Below are 17,184 nucleotides of genomic sequence, written 5' to 3' on the forward strand. Positions count from 1 at the left end.
GCCCCGCGGCGATGTTGGATGTCGGCTCAGCGGCGGTCGTCGTGCTCCGCCGCCTTCTCCTCGGCTTCCTTGACCTGTACCTCGGGGTCGAGGTCGGACCGGCCGCTGCCGTCGACCGAGGACAGGCGCCCCGCCTCGGGCACCTCGGTCGCGGCCGGAGGTTCGACGAGCCAGTCGGGGTTGGCCTGCTTGTCCCACCACTTCCAGGCGGCGAACGCGCCGCCCGCCAGGAGCCCCAGTACGGCCAGCCCCTTCACCAGCCGGCCGGCCCTGGCCCGCCGCTCGTGCTTGCGGAGCAGCTTCTGGATCTCCTGCGGTGTGACCTGGCCGCGCAGGGCGGCGATGGCCGCCACTCCGCGCGCGGTCGCCTCGTCCCGAACGGGCTGGGCCGCGGCCACGGCCTGCTCGATCCTCGGCCTGGAATAGTCGGCGGCCTGGCGAGCGGCCTTGCGGGTGCGGACGGCCGCCTCCTGGGCGACCTCCTCGACCTTCGGGGGCACATGGGTACGGGCCTGCTCAAGGCGCGGCGCGAGATGGGCGTCGTACTGGACGCGGGCCTGTTCGGCGGCCTGCGACACCTTCGGCGCGAGCCGGACACGTGCTTCGGTCGCGTAGTACGAGGCCCTGTCCTTGGCCGTGTCGGCGTAAGGCGCCACCACTTCCGCGGCGTGCAGCACGCTGTCCTTCGCCGAGCCGGTCGCGGCGCGCACGCTGTCGATGCGGGTCACGGGTCTCCTCCTCCTCGGTGGCGTACGTCGGGGGTACCAGGTACCCCCAAAGACACACAGTTCACCTTTCCACCCCTGGGGGGATCATGCCCGCCCAAAGAGTCCGGGGCATGTGAGGGCGGGCATCCGTGTCACGGGTGCCGACTCCCGGAAACTCCCGGGACGGAGCCGGTCAGGTGTCGATCAAGTGAGATAGCGGATCAATACGGGGCAACGGGAGCTTGCCGTCGACAATGCCACGGATCGCCCCGGCCCGCTCCCGTCCGGCGCGCCCCGACCCGAATTCCTCACCCGCGAGGTCGTGGTGCGTACGGCTTCCGCGCACCCGGGGTTCCGTGCCGCAGGGCTTCCTGACGGGGCCCCGGTCCGCACGTGCGTACGGCGGTGGCGGTCGGGGGTCGGACGGCCCGGTCCGTGCGAGGATCAGGCCGTCAAGAGAAGGCAACGGAAGGCAGATCGTGGCCGAGCAGCTTTACGCCACCCTGAAGACCAACCAAGGCGACATCGAGATCCGGCTCCTGCCGAACCACGCGCCGAAGACGGTCCGGAACTTCGTCGAACTCGCCACGGGTGAGCGCGAGTGGGTCAACCCGGAGACGGGTGTGACGTCCATGGACAAGCTGTACGACGGCACGGTCTTCCACCGGGTGATCAGCGGCTTCATGATCCAGGGCGGCGACCCGCTGGGGAACGGTACCGGGGGCCCCGGCTACCAGTTCGAGGACGAGTTCCACCCGGACCTCCGCTTCGACAAGCCGTATCTGCTGGCCATGGCCAACGCCGGTCCGGCCACCAACGGCTCGCAGTTCTTCATCACCGTCGCCCCGACGGCCTGGCTGACCCGCAAGCACACGATCTTCGGCGAGATCGCGGACGCGGCCAGCCAGAAGGTCGTGGACGCCATCGCCGGTGCCCCGACCAACCCGCGCACCGACCGTCCGGTCGAGGACGTCGTGATCGAGTCGGTCGTGGTCGAGACCCGCGAGCGCTGAGCCCGCCCCGGGCCCGAAGGATCCCGCAGGGAACCAAACGCCCCGTTCATCCGTAAGGATGGACGGGGCGGTGCGTTGCACCCGGGCCCGGACCCGTCGCGACCGTGTGCGAGCCGCCGTACGGAGATTGAGGGGACCCCATGGACCAGCAGCCGCCCGGCAGCCCGCAGGGACCGCGGGATCAGGGACCGCAGGACTCCCGGAGCCTGCCCGGCTGCTACCGGCACCCGGACCGCGAGGCCGGTGTGCGCTGCACCCGGTGCGAGCGCCCGATCTGCCCCGAGTGCATGGTCAGCGCCTCCGTCGGCTTCCAGTGCCCCGACTGCGTCCGCGGCGGCTCCGGCACCGGACACGCCCCGGCCGCCAATCAGCCCCGTACGCTCGCGGGCGGCGCCGTCGCCTCCGACCCCCGGCTCGTCACCAAGGTGCTGATCGGCCTCAACCTGGCCCTCTACCTCGTCCAGGTCTCGGTGGGCGACGCCTTCACCAACAACTTCGACCTGTTCGGCCGGGCCCTGCTCTCCGGCGAGGTCCAGGGTGTGGCCGAGGGCCAGTGGTACCGGATGCTGACGTCGATGTTCCTGCACGGGAGCATCACGCACATTCTCTTCAACATGGTCAGCCTGTGGTGGATCGGCGGCCCGCTGGAGGCGGCTCTCGGCCGCGCCCGCTACATCACCCTGTACTTCGTCTCCGGCCTGTCCGGCAGCGCGCTCACCTATCTGCTCGCGGGCCCCAACCAGCCGTCGCTCGGTGCCTCCGGAGCGATCTACGGCCTGTTCGGCGCCATCGCGGTCCTCTACCGCCGGCTCAACTACGACATGCGCCCGCTCATCGGCCTGCTGATCGTCAACTTGATCATCACCTTCAACCCCAGTTTCAACATCGCCTGGCAGGCCCACGTCGGCGGTCTGATCGCCGGTGTGGTGGTCGGCTACGCGATGGTCCACGCCCCGCGCGAGCGGAGGAACCTCGTCCAGTACGGGGTCTCCGGTGTGATGCTGATCGCGGTGGTCGTCGTGACCCTGCTCAGGACGGCACAGCTCACCTGAGAGTGCTGTGGGCTCACCTGAGAAGTGATGTTGTCCACAGATCGCCGCCGATCTTGTGCACCCTGTGCGGGAACAACTGTGCCCCCTGTCACTGACCCGGGTTTCCCCAGGTCGGACAGGGGGCGAACAGTTTTGCGGGGGCCGGCGGACCGGTCACACCGGCGTCAACCGCGGATTAGTTATCCACAGATCGTCTTTCTTTTCCACCTGTGGACAAGTGTTGTGGATAACTCAGTGGACAGCTGTGGGCAGAGCTCGTGCCCGCGGTGCTTCCAGCTGGGTGAAGACGGTCACTTCCACTGGGTGGAGACGCCGAAACCGGCCGCGATGAAGCCGAAGCCGACCACGATGTTCCAGTTGTCCAGCGCGTCGATCGGCAGGGAGCCGTCCGTCACGTAGAAGACGACGATCCAGGCCAGACCGATGAGGAACATGGCCAGCATGGCCGGTGCCACCCAGGCGTTGCTGTTCATCTTGATGTTGGTCGCCTGCTTCGCCGGGGGCGGCGTGTAGTCGGCCTTCTTGCGGATACGTGACTTCGGCACGAGGGTCTCTCCTGTCGATGCGCTGCGTGGCCGCGCAGGGAACTGGGGCGGGCTCCGGGGCAGCGTACAAGGGGAAACTGAGCGCTCCCCCGGGCGTCCGTTAGCGTAGTGCTTCCGCGGCGCCGAAGGAGATAAGGGTACGTTGAGCAATTCTGCCGACTCCCCCGGGACGAATTCCAGTCCTGGCGGTACGCACCGTTTCCGTCCGGTACGCGTCCTCACGGTCGCCGTCTTCGCCCTCGCGGGCCTGATCTTCTTCACCAGCTTCGACACGGCCAAGGGGACGAACATCCGTACGGACTCGTCCCTGCTGAAGCTCTCCGACCTGATCCAGGAGCGCAGCCACAAGAACGCCACGCTGGACGAGTCCAACGGGGCCCTTCGCCGCGACGTGGACGGCCTGGCCGGCAGCGAGGACGGCAGCAGCGCCGCCACGGACGCCAGGCTCGCGGCGCTGGAGAAGAACGCGGGCACCCAGAAGACCAAGGGCCGTGCCGTCACCGTCACGCTCAACGACGCCCCGCCCAACGCGACGGCGAAGCTCCCCGGCTACCCCGAGCCGCAGCCCGACTACCTGGTCATCCACCAGCAGGACCTCCAGGCCGTGGTGAACGCCCTGTGGCAGGGCGGCGCCAAGGGCATCAAGGTGATGGACCAGCGGCTGATCTCCACCAGCGCCGTGCGCTGCGTCGGCAACACCCTGATCCTCCAGGGCCGCGTCTACTCGCCCCCCTACAAGATCACCGCCATCGGGGACCCGGCCAAGCTCCAGAAGTCGCTGGCCGCCTCCCCGGCGATCCAGAACTACATGGTGTACGTCAACGTCTACGGGCTCGGCTGGAAAGTCGAGGAGAACGGGACGGTGACTCTTCCCGGCTACTCGGGCACAGTGGATCTGCACTACGCGAAGCCCGTGGAGTAGGCCGGTCCCGGACCTCGCGGGCCGCGGGCGAAGCCTGTGGAGCCAGCCGCCGCCGGGGGGTCTTGTGTCGGTGCGAGTGGTCGTCAGGACGATCAGTGAGCTGTGCCTGACCGCGGGCGCCCTGATCGTCCTTTTCGTGGTCTATGTGCTGTTCTGGACCGGGGTCAAGGCCGACAGCGCGATGAACCACCAGATCGAAGTGCTCCAGAAGCAGTGGTCGAAGCAAGCGGTGGCCCCGTCGCCGAAGGCCGGCTCCGGCTCCGGTTCCGGCTCCTCGGGCACGCCCGGCGCCACGGGCGGGACGGCCTCCGGGAGCCCGAAGGCGCCCGGCCCCTATTCGTACGGCGGCCCGTTCGCGGTCATGTACATCCCGCGTCTTGGTTTCACGTGGAACAAGCCCGTACTGGAGGGCACCGCCACCCAGGTGCTGAAACAGGGGCTCGGCCACTACCGGGGGACCGCCCGGCTCGGCCAGGAGGGCAACTTCTCGGTCGCCGGTCACCGGCGCACGTACGGGGACCCCTTCAAGGACTTTCCCGAGCTCCGCAGGGGTGACGCGGTCGTACTGACGGACGGAACGACCTGGTTCACGTATCGGATCGACAAAGGGCCCTACAAAACAGTGCCCTCCGACATTGAGGTGATCGACCCTGTGCCACGTAAGTCCGGGTATACGCGTCCGGGACGCTATCTCACGCTGACCACGTGCGATCCGGAGTGGGGGCACAGCCATCGGTTGATCGTCTGGGCACACCTCGATTCCACACAGCCTGTGGAGGCAGGGAAACCGGCGGCTCTGCGCCGTTAGTCTGTTGGCGTACGGCTACGGAAGGGACGGCATGTACGGCTGGATCTGGCGGCATCTGCCGGGGAGCGTATGGGTGAAGGCGCTGCTCTCACTCGTGCTCGTCCTGGCGGTGGTCTACGTGCTCTTCCAGTACGTCTTCCCGTGGGCCGAACCGCTGCTTCCCTTCAACGATGTGACGGTGGACAACCAGTGAGCACGCGCATCCTCGTTGTGGACAACTACGACAGCTTCGTCTTCAACCTGGTCCAGTACCTCTACCAGTTGGGCGCGGAGTGCGAGGTGCTGCGCAACGACGAGGTGTCGACCGCGCACGCCCAGGACGGCTTCGACGGTGTGCTCCTGTCCCCGGGGCCCGGAGCTCCCGAACAGGCCGGTGTCTGCGTCGACATGGTCCGGCACTGCGCCGCGACCGGGGTGCCCGTCTTCGGTGTCTGCCTCGGGATGCAGTCGATGCAGGTGGCCTACGGGGGTGTGGTCGGCCGGGCGCCCGAGCTGCTGCACGGGAAGACCTCGCTCGTGGAGCACCAGGGCAAGGGCGTCTTCGCCGGACTGCCCTCGCCCTTCACGGCGACCCGCTACCACTCGCTGGCGGCCGAGCCGGAGACCGTACCGGCCGAGCTCGAAGTCACCGCCCGAACGCACGACGGAATCGTCATGGGTCTCAGACACCGTGAACTGCCCGTCGAGGGAGTCCAGTTCCACCCGGAGTCGGTGCTGACCGAGCACGGCCACCGGATGCTCGCCAACTGGCTGCTCGAGTGCGGTGACAAGGTGGCCGTGGCGAGGTCGGCGGGGCTCGCCCCGGTGGTGGGCAGGGCCACGGCGTGACCGCGCTGCGCCCCGAGCGCGACAGCTCCCCCTACGGCGGCGAGGCCGCGTACGGGGGCGCGAACGCGTTCGAGGCGGCGGTCGGGGGACTCGCGGACCCGCTGACGGATCCGCTGCCCGGCCAGGGCCAGGCGCAGAGCGTGCAGCAGCAGGGCTACGACCACGGCGGGTACGGACCCGACTGGTACGCCGCGCAGGAGCAGGCGGCCCGGATGCAGGCCGCAGCGCACCAGCACGCGGCCCAGACACAGGCGGCTCAGGCACAGGCGGCCCAGGCCGCTCAGGCGGCCCACGCGCAGGCCGCGCGGGACCAGGCCGCTCACGCGCAGGCCCAGGCGTACGCCGCTCAGGCCGCGCACGCCCGGGCCCAGGCTCCCGCGCAAGCGATGCCGTCCGCCCCGGCGCCGGCACCCTCGTACGCGGACGACTACCAACGCGCGTACGCGCAGCCGTACGAGGAGCCCGCGGCCGGCCACCACCGCGGACCGGTCGCCGCGCCGATGCCCCCTCCCGCGTCCGCTCCCATGGCGCCTCCCCCCGTCCGCACCGTGACCGCCCCCGCGCCGGAGCCGGTGGCGCCGGGGCTGCCGTCGGACGACGAGACGGTCGCGTTGCGCCTTCCCGGAGTGTCGACGAGGGCGGAGCGCCGCGCGCGCGAGGCCGACGGCGGTCAGGGCCCCGCCTCCGGAGGCCGTGCGGCCCGCCGTAAGGCCGCCAGGCGCCACGGGCGGCACGGAGGGCCACTGGACCCCCAGGAGTCCCAGGAGGCGGCTCAGGAGGCCACTGGGGCCCCTCGGAGCCGGATGGACGCCCGGCGCGCCGCGCGGGAGTCGAAGCCCGGCGCGGCGGTCCTGGTGAGCCGGATGGTCGGAGAGGTGTTCATCACCACCGGTGTGCTGATGCTGCTGTTCGTCACCTACCAGCTGTGGTGGTCGAACGTGCGGGCGCACCAGGAGGCGGGCAGCGCCACCCACAACCTCCAGCAGGACTGGGCGAGCGGGAAGCGGAACCCGGGGACGTTCTCGCCCGGGCAGGGCTTCGCCATCCTGCACATCCCGAAGCTCGACGTGGTCGCGCCGATCGCGGAGGGCACCAGCAAGACGAACGTGCTCGACCGCGGCATGGTCGGGCACTACGGCGAGGCGCCGCTGAAGACGGCGATGCCGAGTGCCAAGACGGGCAACTTCGCGCTCGCAGGGCACCGCAACACCCACGGCGAACCGTTCCGCTACATCAACCGCCTCAAGCCGGGCGACGAGATCGTCGTCGAGACGCAGGACGACTACTACGTCTACAAGATGACGTCGATCCTGCCGGTGACGAGTCCCGCGAACACCAGCGTGCTCGACCCGATCCCCAAGGGTTCGGGTTTCACCGCGCCGGGCCGCTACATCACCCTGACCACCTGCACACCGGAGTTCACCAGTAAGTACCGGATGATCGTCTGGGGCAAGATGGTCGAGGACCGGCCGCGCAGCAAGGGCAAGCCCGACGCGCTGATGGGCTGAGGACGGACGCCGGCGCGGGGACGGGCCCGCGGGCGTCACGCGCACGTGAGACAACCTGAGACAGACCAGACGGGGCAGATGAACAGTGGCAGCGAGGACCGACCACGACGAACGCGCCGGATCGGAAACCGGCTACGCGGCCCCCAGTGACGGGCCCGGCGGGCGCCGGCGCATGGGATGGTTCGCGACGACGGTCAGCGTCTTCGGCGAACTCCTCATCACGGTGGGGCTGGTGCTCGGCCTGTTCGTCGTCTACTCGCTGTGGTGGACGAACGTCGTGGCCGACCGCGAGGCGCACAAGCAGGGGGACAAGGTCCGCGACCACTGGGCGCAGGCCCCGAGCGGTCCCGGCGCCCTGGACACCAAGGACGGCATCGGCTTCCTGCACGTCCCGGCGATGAAGAACGGAGAGGTGCTCGTCCAGAAGGGCACGGCGACGAAGGTCCTCAACGAAGGTGTCGCCGGCTACTACACGGAGCCCCTCAAGGCGTCCCTGCCGATGACCGGCAAGGACGGCAACTTCACCCTCGCCGCCCACCGGGACGGCCACGGCGCCAAGTTCCACAACATCGACAAGATCGCCAAGGGTGACGCGATCGTCTTCGAGACCCGTGACAAGTGGTACGTCTACAAGGTCTTCGACATCCTCCCGGAGACCTCGAAGTACAACGTCAAGGTGCTCCAGACGGTCCCCAGGGAGTCGGGCAGGTCGAAGCCGGGCCACTACATCACCCTGACGACCTGCACACCGGTGTACACCTCCCGCTACCGCTACGTGGTGTGGGGCGAACTGGAACGCGTCGACAAGGTCGACAGCGCCCGGACACCGCCGAAGGAACTGCGCTGACCCTGCCGCTCCCCGGGGCGGCGGACTCCACGGCCATGGAAAGGGCCCCGGCACTGTGAAGTGCCGGGGCCCTTTCCATGACCTTCATCAGGGGGCGGTCATCGGGCGGGTGTCATCCGCTGTTCCCGCCGAAGAAGCCGCCGCCGCCGTTGTTGTTGCCGCCGTTGTTTCCGCCGAGCTTCACCGTCGTCAGGGTGACCGTGGTGTTGTCCGGGCTGTCGACCGGGTTGTTGGCGCCCGGATCCTGGCCGATCACCCTGGCATCGTCGCTCTGGTCGCTACCCGGCTGGAACTGGATGTTGTTGAAGCCTTGGCCCTGAAGGATCTGCCTCGCCTCGGCCACGGTCTTGCCGACGACATTCGGCACCGTGGTCTGCTGCTTGGCCTTGCCGATCTGGATCTGCACCGTGGAGCCCGGGTCCGCCTGGGCGCCGATCTGCGGCGTCGTCTGGATGACCTTGCCGACCAGATTCGGGTCGTCGGTGTCCGTGTCGACGCACTGGCCGACGAGGTTGTTGGCGACCATCTGCGCCTTGGCGTCCTCGCAGCCCTTGCCGGTGACGTCCGGCACGGTGGACTGCTTCTTCGCGGCGGCGACCGTCAGGGTGATCGTCGAGCCCTTCTGTACGTCCTTGTCGCCCGTGGGGTTCTGGGAGATGACGACCCCGGGGGACTGGTCGGACTCCTGGGTCTTCTGCTCGACCGTGAATCCCTTGGCCTCGAGCTGGTCCTTCGCCTTGTCGAAGGAGAGGCCCGTCACGTCCGGCACGGTCACCTTCGGCGCTCCGGTGGACACGACCACGTCGATCGTGTCGCCCTTGTGCACCGTCGAGCCCACGGCAGGATCCTGCGAGCAGACGTTGCCCTTGGGTTCCTTGTCGCACGGCTTGCGGGTGGGGGCGAGTTTCAGCTCACGGTTGTCCGCCATCTTCTGGGCGTCCGACAGCGTCTGGCTCACGAAGTTGGGCACCTCGAAGGCCTCGCCGTTCGTGCCCTTGCCCGAGACGACGTACTTGCCGATCAGGATCGCGCCGATCAGCACCAGGACGCCCGCGACGACCAGGAGGATCGTCGAGGTGTTGTTCTTCTTCTGGCGGCGGCGGTCCGGGCGGTCGTCGTAGCCGTAGCCGCCGTCGTCGGGGTTCATCGGCGGCAGCATCGACGTGGCCTGGGCGTCCGCGGAGCGCAGGGCCGTGGTCGGCTGGTCGTCGCCGTAGCCGCCGTAACCGACCGAGCCCATGGCGGCGCTGGCCGCGACGGGCTGGCCGTCGAGGCAGGCCTCGATGTCGGCGCGCATCTCGTCGGCGGACTGGTAGCGGTAGTCCGGGTCCTTCACGAGGGCCCGCAGCACGATCGCGTCCATCTCGGGCGTGATCTCGGGGTCGAAGACCGACGGGGGCTGGGGCTCCTCGCGCACGTGCTGGTACGCGACGGCCACCGGGGAGTCGCCCACGAACGGCGGACGCACGGTCAGCAGCTCGTAGAGCAGACAGCCGGTGGAGTAGAGGTCCGAGCGGGCGTCGACCTGCTCGCCCTTCGCCTGCTCGGGAGAGAGGTACTGGGCCGTGCCGATGACCGCGGCGGTCTGCGTCATCGTCATGCCGGCGTCGCCCATGGCACGGGCGATGCCGAAGTCCATGACCTTGACCTGCCCGTTGCGCGTCAGCATGACGTTGGCGGGCTTGATGTCGCGGTGCACGATCCCGGCGCGGTGCGAGTACTCCAGAGCCTGGAGGATGCCGATCGTCATCTCCATGGACCGCTCGGGGAGCAGTCTGCGGCCCGAGTGCAGCAGCTCGCGCAGCGTGGACCCGTCGACGTACTCCATCACGATGTACGGGATGGAGGTGTTGTCGATGTAGTCCTCACCCGTGTCGTAGACGGCGACGATCGCGGGGTGGTTGAGCGAGGCGGCCGACTGGGCCTCCCGACGGAACCGGGCCTGGAACGACGGGTCCCGTGCGAGGTCGGCCCGCAGCGTCTTCACCGCTACGGTACGGCCGAGCCGGGTGTCATGCGCGAGGTAGACCTCCGCCATGCCACCACGGCCGAGCACGTGGCCCAGCTCGTACCGGCCGCCGAGGCGACGCGGCTCTTCCATAGCTACCTACCAGCCCTCTCCGTCGGTCCCGACCGCACCTTTGTGTGGTCCGGCGGTGTGCTGTCCGGGCATACCGTACCCGGATCGCTTGCTGTGACCTGGCCTGGACCGTCACCCGTGACAGGACCGGTATCGCAACGTGCACCGATGTGATGGGGACGTGAGCGGGGTCACTTCTTGCTGTCGATGACTGCCTTCATCACGTCCCTCGCGATGGGGGCGGCCAGACCGCCACCGGAGATGTCACCGCGGTTGGCGCTGCCGTCCTCGACGACCACCGCGACGGCGACCGGGGAGCTGCCGTCGGGGAGCTTGGCGTACGAGATGAACCACGCGTACGGCTTCTCGCTGTTGGCGACACCGTGCTGCGCGGTACCGGTCTTGCCACCGACGGTCACACCGGGGATCTGCCCGTTCTTACCCGTGCCGTCCTTGACGACCGTCTCCATCATCGACTGGAGGATCTGGGCGTTGGACTCGGAGAGCGGCTGGCTGAGCTTCTCGGGCTCGGTCTGCGAGACGACGTCCAGGTTGGGTGCCTGGAGCTTGTCGACCATGTAGGGCTTCATGAGCGTGCCGTTGTTCGCGACGGCGGACGCCACCATGGCCATCTGGAGCGGGGTCGCGGCGGTCTCGAACTGGCCGATGGAGCTGAGCGCGGTCTGCGGCTGGTCCATCTTCTTCGGGAAGACGGAGGCGTTGGAGCGCACCGGGGTGAGCTGCTCGGAGTTGAAGCCGAACTTCTCGGCCTCCGCCAGCATCTTGTCCTTGCCCAGGTCGGCGCCGATCTTGCCGAACACCGTGTTGCACGAGTAGCGGAGCGCGATGCGCATGCTCGCGTTCTTGCAGGGGATGTTCCCCTCGTTCTTCAGCTCCGTGGTGGTGTGCGGCAGCGTGTAAGGCAGCGGGGTCGTGGTGTTCTGGTCCGCCGTCGTGTACAGGCCGTTCTCCAGCGCCGCGGCCGCGGTGACCACCTTGAAGGTGGAGCCCGGCGGGTACGTCTCGCGCAGCGCCCGGTTGAGCATCGGGTCGTCGGGGTCGTTCTTCTTCTGGAGCTTGTTCCAGGCCTTGGCGTCGCTGTCGGAGTTGCCGGCGAAGGACGAGGGGTCGTACGACGGGGTCGAGGCCAGCGCCAGGATCGCGCCGGTCTGCGGGTTGATCGCGGCGACGGCGCCCTTGCCCCGGCTCAGCAGGCCCTTGTACGCGGCCTTCTGCGCGGCGGCGTTGAGGGTCGTGACGACGTTGCCGCCCTGCTTCCCCTTGCCCGTGATCATGTCGAGGGTGTTGCGGAAGAAGAGCCGGTCGTCGTTGCCGGTGAGGATGCCGTCGTCCAGCTTCTCCAGCTGGGAGGCGTCGAAGGCCTGCGAGGCGTACCCGGTGACCGGCGCCCACATGGCGCCGTCCTTGTAGGTGCGCTTCCAGACGAAGTCGCTGATGCCGGTCTTCTTCGACTTGGCGGCCCCGGTGACCGGGTTGCCGTCGACGATGATGTCGCCGCGCGGTGTGGCGTACCGCTCGATGGCGACACGGCGGTTGTTCGAGTCCGTCCGCAGGCTGTCGGCCTGGACGTACTGGACGTAGTTGTCGCGGAGGAGCAGGGCGAGGACGAGGAGCCCGCAGAAGATCGCGATCCGGCGCAGGGGCTTGTTCACGGGCGGACCACCTGGGTCATCTCGGCGTCGGGGCTGGGAGCGGGCGCGGGCGCGGGGCGGCGGGCGGTGTCGCTGATGCGGATCAGGATGCCCATCAGCGCCCAGTTGGCGATGACCGAGGAGCCTCCGTAGGCCACGAACGGCATCGTCATACCCGTCAGCGGGATCAGGCCCATGACGCCGCCCGCGACGACGAACACCTGGAGGGCGAAGCCACCGGACAGACCCACGGCGAGCAGCTTGCCGAACGGGTCGCGGGCCGCGAGCGCGGTGCGGATGCCCCGTTCCACGATCAGGCCGTAGAGCACGAGGATGCCCATGATCCCGGCGAGGCCCAGCTCCTCGCCGAAGCTGGCGAGGATGAAGTCGGAGTTGGCGGCGAAGCGGATGAGCTCGGAGTGGCCCTGGCCCCATCCGGTGCCGAGCGTGCCGCCGGAGCCGAAGGCCCACAGCGCCTGCATGGACTGCTCGGTGTGACCGGCGACGTTCTGCCGGCTGAGCATGAACTCGTGCATGGGGTCGAGCCAGGCCTGGACACGCTGCTGGACGTGCGTCTCGAAGGTCGCCACACCGACCGCGCCCGCCGCGGACATCAGCAGACCGAAGACGATCCAGCTGGTCCGCTCGGTGGCGACGTACAGCATGATGATGAACATTCCGAAGAACAGCAGCGACGTACCGAGGTCGGTCTCGAACACCAGGATGAGGATCGAGATGAACCAGACCACGAGGATCGGGCCGAGGTCGCGGCCGCGGGGCAGGTACAGCCCCATGAAGCGACGGCTCGCCAGCGCGAGCGCGTCCCGCTTCACCATCAGGTAGCCGGCGAAGAAGATCGCCAGGACGATCTTGGCGAACTCACCGGGCTGGATGGAGAAGCTGCCGACGTGGATCCAGATCTTGGCGCCGTAGATGTTGGCGCCGAGTCCCGGCACCAGCGGCAGGAGCAGCAGGACCAGGGCGCCGACCATGGAGATGTACGTGTAGCGCTGGAGGACGCGGTGGTCCTTCAGGAAGAACAGCACACCCACGAACAGGGCGATGCCCAGGGCCGTGTACATCAGCTGGCGCGGCGCGGCCGTGCCCGCCTGCTGGATCGACTGGAGCAGCTTGGACTGGTCGAGCCGCCAGATCATCACCAGCCCGAGGCCGTTCAGCAGCGTGGCCAGCGGCAGCAGCAGCGGGTCCGCGTACGGAGCGAACTTGCGTACGGCGAGATGGGCGACGCCGGCCAGCAGGCCGAGGCCCAGGCCGTAACTCAGCAGGCCGGCGGGCACCTTGTCGTCGATGGCGAGGCCCACGTTGGCGTAGGCGAACACCGGGATGACAACGGCGAACACCAGCAAGGCCAGTTCGGTGTTGCGTCGGCTCGGTGTGCCGATCGATCCGATCGTGGACGTGTGGTGCGTCGGCGTGTTCGTGCTACTGCTCATCGTGTGACAGGGCCCCTCACGGCTTCTTACTGCTTACCGCACAGCGAGACCAGCTTCTGCTCCTCGTCGGAGAGGCTGGGGCCGGGTGTGGGAGTGGGTGCGGTCGTGGACTTGGAGGTCGAGGGTGCCGAGCTCGAAGGGTTCGGGCTCGGGCTGGACGTGGCCTTGGACGTCAGGGAGGCCTTTGTGGTTCCCGTGGTTCCGTCGGCCTTGCTCGTGGTCGCCTTCGGGCTGCTCTGGCTCTCGGCGGCGCGGCGCTGCGCGTCCTTGCGGCAGGCGGACGCCTGGACCGCGAGTTCGTCGATCTTGGCCTGCGCGTCGGCGAGGCCGCCTTCGGCGATGGTCGCCTTGACCTGCTTCTGCTGGTAGGGCGGAAGGTACTTGAGTTCGATCTCGGGGTGGTTCTTCTCCACCTTCGAGAGCGAGACCCAGGCCAGGTCCTGGCTGATGCCGCGGTAGAGCGCGACGTGCTGGTCCTGGGCGCCGACGTAGTACTGCGTCTGCGTCCAACGGTAACCGCCGTACAGGCCGCCGCCGATGACGGCGAGCGTCAGGACGACGTAGAAGGATCGCTTCAGCCAGCGGCGTCCGCCGCGCGGCTTGACGAAGTCCTCGTCGGTGTAGTCGCCGAAGCTGCCGTTGGAGACGTAGCCGGTGGTGTCGCCGCTGCCGGGCGGGCCGAACTCGCCGCCGCCGCCCTGTCCGGGCACGGGCCGGCCGAGACCGGAGGCGCGGCCGGCGGGGGTCTGCATGGCGCCGTTGTCGTGCAGCTGGTGCTGGTTCTCGGCGACCGCGCCGACCACCACGGGGGTGTCGGAGAGCTGGGCCGCGAGGGTGTCGCCCGAGTCGATGTCGAGGACGTCGGCGACGATGACGGTGATGTTGTCCGGGCCGCCGCCGCGCAGCGCGAGCTGGATCAGCTCCTGCACGGTCTCCTGCGGGCCCTGGTAGCTGGCGAGGGTGTCTTCCATCGTCTGGTGGGAGACGACGCCGCTGAGGCCGTCGGAGCAGATCAGATAGCGGTCGCCGGCGCGGACCTCGCGGATCGAGAGGTCGGGCTCGACGTGGTCGCCACTGCCCAGCGCGCGCATCAGCAGGGAGCGCTGCGGGTGGGTGGTGGCCTCCTCCTCGGTGATGCGGCCCTCGTCGACGAGACGCTGCACCCATGTGTGGTCCTGGGTGATCTGCGTCAGCACGCCGTCGCGCAGCAGGTACGCGCGGGAGTCGCCGACGTGGACGAGACCGAGCCGCTGGCCGGTCCACAGCAGGGCGGTGAGCGTGGTGCCCATGCCCTCGAGCTGCGGGTCCTCCTCGACCATCATCCGGAGCTGGTCGTTGGCACGCTGCACGGCGGTGCCGAGCGAGGTGAGGATGTCGGATCCGGGTACGTCGTCGTCCAGCGCGACGATGGTGGAGATCACCTCGGAGCTGGCGACCTCACCGGCGGCCTGGCCGCCCATCCCGTCGGCGATCGCGAGCAGGCGGGGACCGGCGTAGCCGGAGTCCTCGTTGCCCTCGCGGATCATGCCTTTGTGCGATCCGGCGGCGAAGCGCAGTGACAGACTCATGCGCACCTCGCCCGTCGGCTCCGGGTACATCCGCACGGTGCCCACCCTCCGGTCGGGAGCGCGCCGGGGTCCCTTGTGTGGACCGCCGCTGCGTGCTCGCTCCGCTCGCTCATTGTCGTACTACTTCCGCAGCTCGATGACGGTCTTGCCGATGCGGATCGGCGCGCCCAGGGGAACGGGCGTCGGGGTCGTCAGCCGGCTCCGGTCGAGATACGTGCCGTTGGTGGAGCCGAGGTCCTCGACGATCCACTGGCCGTCCCGGTCGGGGTAGATCCTGGCATGCCTGCTGGACGCGTAGTCGTCGTCCAGCACGATGGTGCTGTCGTGCGCCCGGCCCAGGGTGATGGTCTGCCCCTGGAGGGCCACGGTGGTACCCGTGAGGGTGCCCTCCGAGACGACGAGCTTGGACGGTGCGCCACGGCGCTGCCGCCCGCCGCTCGCGGGCGCCTGCTGCTGGCGCTGCTGCGGAGGCGCGGCCTGTCGCGCGGCCTGCTGGGGCCTCGCGGCTTCCCTGCGCGAGCCGCGCTGTGTGACACGCGTTCCGAACAGGTCGCTGCGGATGACCTGCACGGCCACGATCACGAACAGCCACAGTACGGCCAGGAAACCCAGCCGCATGACCGTGAGGGTCAGCTCTGACATTGCCCCCGCTTCACCCTTCGGCTTGCCGGTAAATGATGGTGGTGCTGCCCACGACGATCCGCGAGCCGTCGCGGAGCGTAGCGCGGGTTGTGTGCTGCCCGTCCACCACGATGCCGTTGGTGGACCCGAGATCCTGGATCGTCGAGGGCGTTCCGGTCCGGATCTCACAGTGCCGGCGGGATACGCCGGGGTCGTCGATCCGCACGTCGGCTTCGGTGCTGCGGCCCAGCACCAGCGTCGGGCGGGAGATCTGATGGCGTGAGCCATTGATCTCGACCCAGTGCCGCACACGGCCGCCCGCCGCGGGACCGGCCGGGGGCCGGGCACCCGCGGGTGCCATGCCCGGACGGCCGCCGGGAGGCGGCGCGGACGGCATGGGGGGAGCGGCCGAGGGCGGGTAGCCGTAGCCACCCTGGGCTCCGCGGGGGCCCGCCGGGGCGGGGCCCGCGGGGGCGCGCTCGGGAGACTGCTGGTTCGCGGAGGAGGCGAGCGTACGGCTGCGGACCCGGTACAGACCGGTGTCGAGGTCGTCGGCCTTCTCCAGATGGACCTTGATGGGGCCCATGAAGGTGTAGCGCTGCTGCTTGGCGTAGTCGCGGACCATCCCGGCGAGCTCGTCGCCGAGCTGGCCGGAGTAGGGACTGAGCCGCTCGAAGTCGGGCGTGCTCAGTTCGACGATGAAGTCGTTGGGGACGACGGTCCGGTCGCGGTTCCAGATCGTGGCGTTGTTGTCGCACTCGCGCTGGAGCGCTCCGGCGATCTCCACGGGCTGGACCTCGGACTTGAACACCTTGGCGAAGGTGCCGTTGACCAGACCTTCGAGACGCTGCTCGAACTTCTTCAGGACTCCCATGGGGCACCTCCTCCGTCGTTGCCGTCCTGGTACAGCTTGCGGTCGTCTTCCTGGCCCTGCTGGACCAGCCGGCCTAGTCGGCCTTGCTGGTACTGCTTACTGATCGTATCCACGCGTCGGGAAATCGGCTGGTTCCCCCTGTCGGCACGGTCGACGGGTTGTCGACACCTTCCGAAGTCCCCTCCCGAAGTTCCCTGGGAGGCCCCTCTTCGAACTCTTCCCGGCCCTGCTTCTGCCATGGATCGTAGAGGCGCCCCACGACCAGTGTCCCGCACCCGACTGCGCGGTCCGTCCGACTCCTGGGGAGATGCGCTGGACCGGTACGAGGTTGATACGTGAACCGGTTCTGTCCGAAACGTGTGATGCGGACGGGAGTGCTGGTGGGGAGGCCGTGGGCGGGGGACGAGGAACGGCCGGGGCCGGGAGCCCGGACGGGGCAAGGGCACCGGGCCCGAAGGAGCGGGTGCGCGGGACGGGTGGTGCGCGGGCGGGAGGGCCTGGGGAAAGGGATGTGATTCCACCCCTGACAGCGTGCTAATCTTCTGCATGTCGGAAGGCGCTCGCGGCGAAAGCGAGAGACGGAAGACACACCCAATGCGCGGGTGGCGGAATAGGCAGACGCGCTGGATTCAGGTTCCAGTGCCCGCAAGGGCGTGGGGGTTCAACTCCCCCCTCGCGCACCAGCCGAAAGCCCCTCAGGTCCTC

The 17,184-nt window shown here is 68.9% G+C and carries 17 protein-coding genes and 1 tRNA gene; 9 read left to right on the forward strand and 9 right to left on the reverse strand.

Features of this window, described 5'->3' with window-relative positions:
* Window positions 1–26: 26 nt before the first annotated feature.
* Window positions 27–728, reverse strand: coding sequence for a DUF5324 family protein (locus tag ACFWI4_RS32990; RefSeq protein WP_385397517.1), 702 nt, complete (start codon window positions 726–728; stop codon window positions 27–29).
* A gap of 458 nt (window positions 729–1,186) precedes the next feature.
* Between ACFWI4_RS32990 and ACFWI4_RS32995 the strand changes: the two genes are divergently transcribed.
* The gene (locus ACFWI4_RS32995; RefSeq protein WP_385397515.1) at window positions 1,187–1,720 is read left to right on the forward strand and encodes a peptidylprolyl isomerase; all 534 of its coding nucleotides are present in this window, start codon (window positions 1,187–1,189) and stop codon (window positions 1,718–1,720) included.
* Between the two features lie 140 nt (window positions 1,721–1,860).
* The gene (locus tag ACFWI4_RS33000; protein WP_387203841.1) at window positions 1,861–2,772 is read left to right on the forward strand and encodes a rhomboid family intramembrane serine protease; all 912 of its coding nucleotides are present in this window, start codon (window positions 1,861–1,863) and stop codon (window positions 2,770–2,772) included.
* A 290-nt stretch (window positions 2,773–3,062) separates the two neighbouring features.
* On the opposite strand, the gene crgA is transcribed toward ACFWI4_RS33000, so the two are convergent.
* A complete protein-coding gene (gene crgA / locus ACFWI4_RS33005) occupies window positions 3,063–3,317 on the reverse strand; it encodes a cell division protein CrgA (RefSeq protein ID WP_385397511.1) in 255 nt (84 codons plus the stop codon).
* 142 nt (window positions 3,318–3,459) lie between these two features.
* On the opposite strand from crgA, the gene ACFWI4_RS33010 reads away from it, so the two are divergent.
* The 6 genes from ACFWI4_RS33010 to ACFWI4_RS33035 all read left to right on the forward strand — a co-directional run bounded on the left by ACFWI4_RS33010 (window position 3,460) and on the right by ACFWI4_RS33035 (window position 8,230).
* Window positions 3,460–4,239: a DUF881 domain-containing protein gene (locus ACFWI4_RS33010; RefSeq protein WP_387203845.1), complete on the forward strand. Its 780-nt coding sequence runs from the start codon at window positions 3,460–3,462 to the stop codon at window positions 4,237–4,239.
* Between the two features lie 70 nt (window positions 4,240–4,309).
* Window positions 4,310–5,047: a class E sortase gene (locus tag ACFWI4_RS33015; RefSeq protein ID WP_387203935.1), complete on the forward strand. Its 738-nt coding sequence runs from the start codon at window positions 4,310–4,312 to the stop codon at window positions 5,045–5,047.
* 31 nt (window positions 5,048–5,078) lie between these two features.
* Complete coding sequence (locus ACFWI4_RS33020) at window positions 5,079–5,240, forward strand: hypothetical protein (protein WP_385397507.1); 162 nt, start codon at window positions 5,079–5,081, stop codon at window positions 5,238–5,240.
* Window positions 5,237–5,875 carry an aminodeoxychorismate/anthranilate synthase component II gene (locus ACFWI4_RS33025; RefSeq protein WP_339130469.1) on the forward strand — a complete coding sequence of 213 codons (639 nt, stop codon included), beginning with the start codon at window positions 5,237–5,239 and terminating at the stop codon, window positions 5,873–5,875. Before ACFWI4_RS33020 ends, ACFWI4_RS33025 begins: the two co-directional genes overlap by 4 nt.
* Window positions 5,872–7,383, forward strand: a complete 1,512-nt coding sequence (locus ACFWI4_RS33030) for a class E sortase (protein ID WP_387203849.1) — start codon at window positions 5,872–5,874, stop codon at window positions 7,381–7,383. The genes ACFWI4_RS33025 and ACFWI4_RS33030 overlap by 4 nt, the downstream gene beginning before the upstream one ends.
* An 85-nt stretch (window positions 7,384–7,468) precedes the next feature.
* Window positions 7,469–8,230 (forward strand): class E sortase, encoded by a 762-nt coding sequence (locus tag ACFWI4_RS33035; RefSeq protein ID WP_387203852.1) that lies wholly within the window; start codon window positions 7,469–7,471, stop codon window positions 8,228–8,230.
* A gap of 112 nt (window positions 8,231–8,342) precedes the next feature.
* Here the strand turns inward: ACFWI4_RS33035 and pknB are convergent, their stop codons facing one another.
* The 7 genes from pknB to ACFWI4_RS33070 all read right to left on the reverse strand — a co-directional run bounded on the left by pknB (window position 8,343) and on the right by ACFWI4_RS33070 (window position 16,592).
* Window positions 8,343–10,331 carry a Stk1 family PASTA domain-containing Ser/Thr kinase gene (pknB, locus tag ACFWI4_RS33040; protein WP_387203855.1) on the reverse strand — a complete coding sequence of 663 codons (1,989 nt, stop codon included), beginning with the start codon at window positions 10,329–10,331 and terminating at the stop codon, window positions 8,343–8,345.
* Window positions 10,332–10,501: 170 nt separating this feature from the next.
* On the reverse strand, window positions 10,502–11,983 hold the full coding sequence (locus ACFWI4_RS33045) for a peptidoglycan D,D-transpeptidase FtsI family protein (RefSeq protein WP_387203858.1): 1,482 nt from the start codon (window positions 11,981–11,983) through the stop codon (window positions 10,502–10,504).
* Window positions 11,980–13,416, reverse strand: a complete 1,437-nt coding sequence (locus tag ACFWI4_RS33050) for an FtsW/RodA/SpoVE family cell cycle protein (protein WP_387203861.1) — start codon at window positions 13,414–13,416, stop codon at window positions 11,980–11,982. Before ACFWI4_RS33050 ends, ACFWI4_RS33045 begins: the two co-directional genes overlap by 4 nt.
* 26 nt (window positions 13,417–13,442) lie before the next feature.
* Window positions 13,443–14,984 carry a Stp1/IreP family PP2C-type Ser/Thr phosphatase gene (locus tag ACFWI4_RS33055; protein WP_387203864.1) on the reverse strand — a complete coding sequence of 514 codons (1,542 nt, stop codon included), beginning with the start codon at window positions 14,982–14,984 and terminating at the stop codon, window positions 13,443–13,445.
* Between the two features lie 120 nt (window positions 14,985–15,104).
* Window positions 15,105–15,626 carry an FHA domain-containing protein gene (locus tag ACFWI4_RS33060; RefSeq protein ID WP_037614909.1) on the reverse strand — a complete coding sequence of 174 codons (522 nt, stop codon included), beginning with the start codon at window positions 15,624–15,626 and terminating at the stop codon, window positions 15,105–15,107.
* A gap of 10 nt (window positions 15,627–15,636) precedes the next feature.
* Window positions 15,637–16,479 (reverse strand): FhaA domain-containing protein, encoded by an 843-nt coding sequence (locus ACFWI4_RS33065; RefSeq protein WP_385397494.1) that lies wholly within the window; start codon window positions 16,477–16,479, stop codon window positions 15,637–15,639.
* Entirely contained in the window at window positions 16,467–16,592 is a 126-nt protein-coding gene (locus ACFWI4_RS33070; protein ID WP_385397492.1) for a hypothetical protein, read from the reverse strand. The genes ACFWI4_RS33065 and ACFWI4_RS33070 overlap by 13 nt, the downstream gene beginning before the upstream one ends.
* A 483-nt stretch (window positions 16,593–17,075) precedes the next feature.
* Between ACFWI4_RS33070 and ACFWI4_RS33075 the strand changes: the two genes are divergently transcribed.
* Window positions 17,076–17,162: transfer RNA gene (locus ACFWI4_RS33075), tRNA-Leu, on the forward strand.
* Window positions 17,163–17,184: the final 22 nt, after the last annotated feature.

The sequence above is a fragment of the Streptomyces sp. NPDC127038 genome (assembly GCF_042725875.1).
Classification (GTDB): Bacteria; Actinomycetota; Actinomycetes; order Streptomycetales; family Streptomycetaceae; genus Streptomyces.

Coding starts and splice junctions, on each gene's coding strand:
- ACFWI4_RS33000 (WP_387203841.1), top strand. CDS start 1,861: ATGGACCAGCAGCCGCCCGGCAGCCCGCAGGGACCGCGGGATCAGGGA.
- ACFWI4_RS33020 (WP_385397507.1), top strand. CDS start 5,079: ATGTACGGCTGGATCTGGCGGCATCTGCCGGGGAGCGTATGGGTGAAG.
- pknB (WP_387203855.1), bottom strand. CDS start 10,331: ATGGAAGAGCCGCGTCGCCTCGGCGGCCGGTACGAGCTGGGCCACGTG.
- ACFWI4_RS33050 (WP_387203861.1), bottom strand. CDS start 13,416: ATGAGCAGTAGCACGAACACGCCGACGCACCACACGTCCACGATCGGA.
- ACFWI4_RS33055 (WP_387203864.1), bottom strand. CDS start 14,984: ATGAGTCTGTCACTGCGCTTCGCCGCCGGATCGCACAAAGGCATGATC.
- ACFWI4_RS33060 (WP_037614909.1), bottom strand. CDS start 15,626: ATGTCAGAGCTGACCCTCACGGTCATGCGGCTGGGTTTCCTGGCCGTA.
- ACFWI4_RS33065 (WP_385397494.1), bottom strand. CDS start 16,479: ATGGGAGTCCTGAAGAAGTTCGAGCAGCGTCTCGAAGGTCTGGTCAAC.